This window comes from Pseudomonas sp. (assembly GCF_035277045.1).
In the GTDB taxonomy this organism is placed as follows: Bacteria; Pseudomonadota; Gammaproteobacteria; order Pseudomonadales; family Pseudomonadaceae; genus Aquipseudomonas.
Window position 1 is genome coordinate 1 of the sequence record NZ_DATELE010000317.1, and the last position, 3,286, is coordinate 3,286.

5 protein-coding genes are annotated in these 3,286 nt (G+C 63.5%); 3 read left to right on the plus strand and 2 right to left on the minus strand.

Annotated elements, in window-relative coordinates; genetic code table 11:
• The coding region (locus tag VJS90_RS21030; RefSeq protein WP_324123558.1) for an alcohol dehydrogenase catalytic domain-containing protein at nt 1-313 on the minus strand (313 nt) is incomplete at its 3' end.
• Between the two features lie 48 nt (nt 314-361).
• Entirely contained in the window at nt 362-913 is a 552-nt protein-coding gene (locus VJS90_RS21035; protein WP_324123559.1) for an ATP-dependent Clp protease proteolytic subunit, read from the minus strand.
• Between the two features lie 273 nt (nt 914-1,186).
• On the opposite strand from VJS90_RS21035, the gene VJS90_RS21040 reads away from it, so the two are divergent.
• The 3 genes from VJS90_RS21040 to VJS90_RS21050 all read left to right on the plus strand — a co-directional run.
• A complete protein-coding gene (locus VJS90_RS21040) occupies nt 1,187-2,104 on the plus strand; it encodes a DUF72 domain-containing protein (RefSeq protein WP_324123560.1) in 918 nt (305 codons plus the stop codon).
• Entirely contained in the window at nt 2,101-2,886 is a 786-nt protein-coding gene (locus VJS90_RS21045; RefSeq protein WP_324123561.1) for an endonuclease/exonuclease/phosphatase family protein, read from the plus strand. The genes VJS90_RS21040 and VJS90_RS21045 overlap by 4 nt, the downstream gene beginning before the upstream one ends.
• A partial coding sequence (locus VJS90_RS21050) for a phospholipase D-like domain-containing protein (protein ID WP_324123562.1) occupies nt 2,883-3,286 on the plus strand: 404 nt, incomplete at its 3' end. The genes VJS90_RS21045 and VJS90_RS21050, both read left to right, overlap by 4 nt.

Consider the following 3,286-nt stretch of genomic DNA (forward strand, 5'->3'; position numbering starts at 1 on the left):
CGCACGCTGCGAATAGGTCATGCTCGCAGAAGAAGCAGTTGCCGCAGGCGATCACGAACGGAATCACTACGCGGTCCCCCGGCTTGACGGCCGTCACCTCGGGGCCGACCTCCTCGACGATGCCCATGAACTCGTGACCCAAGATATCCCCCGACTTCACGGCTGGCATCTTGCCATGATACAGGTGAAGGTCCGATCCGCAGATGGCCGTCGCGGTCACCTTCAACAAGACGTCGTCCGGGTCCTGCAGCTTGGGATCTGGCACGGTATCGACCCTTACATCGGTAGCGCCGTGATAGGTCAGTGCTCGCATAGTGTGACTCCTCCAGGCTTTGATGGCTTCGCGCAGGCCGCGCGTTGCTCAGGCATGAACGCTCCACTGGCTGGCATCGGCAGGTATGGGCAACTCGTCGATCGCATGGATCATCCCGCTCGCCAGGGCCTCACGTGGGCCAAGGATGCGTGGATAGGCCATCAGGCAACGGGGTATGTCCAACGCCTCGGCGGCGCCTTCGGTGCGTTCGTCGACGATCTGTGCGTAGAGTCGCAGGTCGTAATCCAGGCTCATGGCGTATTCGGCCATGCGCGCGTGGTCCACCGAGCCGTGCAGGGTCCAGTGGAACGGGTGAAACAGGAACTTGCTGTAGGCGCAGGCGGTTCGATGCTCGCCTGCCAGGAAGATGATGTTGCCCATTGATTCGACCGTGCCCAGGTTATGGGTGTCGACCTGCACCGGCAGCGAGCGCAGGAAGTTGTACAGGGTAAAGCCGTAGCTGCACTCCCCGCCCATGGTCGCGACGTTGATCTGCAGGCGTTCGGCGCCTTGTTGCAGCGCCCGGGTACAGGTGTTGATCAGGTTGCCGCAGGTGGACGAATTGATCGGGCCGGTGAAGTGAATGATGTGTCTGGCCATGGTGTGCTCCAGTGATGGCGAATCCATCGCGTGAACCCTCCTCGCCCCACGATCGGGCTACCGCTGGCAGCCCCGGGCGGACTATCTGGTTGAGACGCCCCACCTCGCAAAGTTCAAAACTTTGCCGGCGCCCCAAGGCGCCGCTCCGCTCGTCCACTGTCGCTGAACCCTTGCCGTCGTTTCCGGGTCGTTATCCATGAGAGCGCTGCCTCTCGAACGCCGTATTCAAGGAGTAAAGCAAAGCATGGCACATGACGAACGAAGGGAGACGCCGTGAGCCAGATACGCATCGGTATTTCCGGATGGCGCTACGGCCCCTGGCGCAAAGACTTCTACCCCAAGGGCCTGCCTCAGACCGACGAGCTGGCGTTCGCGTCGCGGGCGGTCAACAGCATCGAGATCAACGGTTCTTTCTACAGCCTGCAGACACCCGAACGCTATATAGCCTGGCGGGATGACACCCCAGAGGACTTTGTGTTCTCAGTGAAGGGGCCGCGCTTCATCACGCACATGCGCCGCCTCAAGGACATCGAGGAGCCGCTGGCCAATTTCTTCGCATCCGGCCCGCTGCTGCTCGGTGACAAACTGGGGCCGATCCTATGGCAATTTGCCGCGAACATGCCCTTTGACGAAGAACGCTTCGCGCGTTTCTTCGAGTTGCTGCCCATTGATCGCCAGGCTGCCCGCCGCTGCGCGCGGCACTGCGCCGAGCGGCTGCGCGACAACGGCGGGACGGATATCAAGGGCAACGCGCCGCTGCGCCACGCGGTCGAGGTCCGCCATGAAAGCTTCCTGTGCGAGGCCTTTGTAACGTTGTTGCGCAAGCACAAGATTGCCTTGGTGGTCGCCGACAGTGCGGGCAAATGGCCCTATGTCGAGGATGTCACCGCCGATTTCATCTACATGCGCCTGCACGGCGACGTGGAGCTCTACAGCAGTGGCTACACGGCCGCGGCGCTGCGCCGCTGGCGCAAACGCATCGAAGCCTGGAGCCATGGCGGGCAACCTGACGATGCCCATCTGATCCACGACCACGCGCCGCCGGCACGCAGCAGCCGTGACGTTTATTGCTACTTCGACAATGACCAGAAAGTACACGCGCCCTATGACGCCCGTCGACTGCTTGAAAGCCTCAAGCTGGACGACGCGCTGCAGACCGAACCCGGCGTGGAACCAGGAGTGGAACTGTGACCAAGACCATGCCCGCGCCCACCAGCATCATCGACCGCGTGACCGCGGTTCACCGCCTGCATGTGCTGACGATCAACGTGCACAAGGGTTTCACCGCGCTCAACCGGCGCTTCATCCTGCCCGAGCTGCGTGACGCCGTGCGCGCCACCGGCGCCGACCTGGTGTTTCTCCAGGAAGTGCATGGCAGCCATGAGCAGCATGCCCAGCGCCACCCCGCCTGGCCGGAGACGCCGCAGTACGAGTTTCTGGCCGACAGCATGTGGCCGCAGTTCGCCTACGGCCGCAACGCGGTCTATCCCCATGGCGACCACGGCAATGCCCTGCTGTCCAAGTTTCCGATCCTGGAATACAACAACCTCGACGTGTCCATCCACGGCAACGAGCAGCGCGGCCTGCTGCACTGCCGCCTGGACGTGCCGGGCCATGACCAGGTGCATGCCGTCTGTGTGCACCTGGGGCTACGCGAAGCCCATCGGCAGGAGCAGGTCCGACTGCTGCTGGAACTGCTCGACAGCCTGCCGGCGAATGCCCCGGTGATTGTCGCGGGCGACTTCAACGACTGGCGCCTCAAGGCCGATGATGTGCTGGGCGAGCGCCTGGTCGAAGCCTTCGGCAAGACATGCGGAGCCCCGGCGCGCACCTTCCCCGCCCGCCTGCCTCTGCTGCGCCTGGACCGCATCTACCTGCGCAATGCCACGCCACACAGCGCCCAGGTGCTGTCCAGCTACCCCTGGACACACCTTTCCGACCATGCACCGCTGGCCGCCGAGGTGAGCCTATGAGCCCTTGGGTCGATGGCAACAGCGTCAAGCTGCTGATCAACGGCGAGGACTTCTATCCGCGGGTGTTCGAGGCCATTGGCCAGGCACGCGAGGAGATCCTGCTCGAGACCTTCATCATTTTCGACGACAAGGTTGGCCAGCAGCTGCAGCAGGCACTGATCGCCGCCGCCGAGCGTGGCGTGCGGGTCGAGGTGGCGGTGGATGGCTACGGAACCGCCGACCTCGATGACGCCTTCATCGGCGCCATGACCTCGGCGGGCATCAGCTTCCATGTGTTCGACCCGCAGCGGCGCCTGGTAGGCATGCGCACCAACCTGTTCCGCCGCCTGCACCGCAAGATCGTGGTGATCGACGGCGAGCTCGCGTTCATCGGGGGGATCAACTACGGCGAGGACCACCT

Excerpts from the sequence above, each read along its gene's own strand:
- VJS90_RS21035 (WP_324123559.1), bottom strand. The coding sequence starts at position 913 with ATGGCCAGACACATCATTCACTTCACCGGCCCGATCAATTCGTCCACC.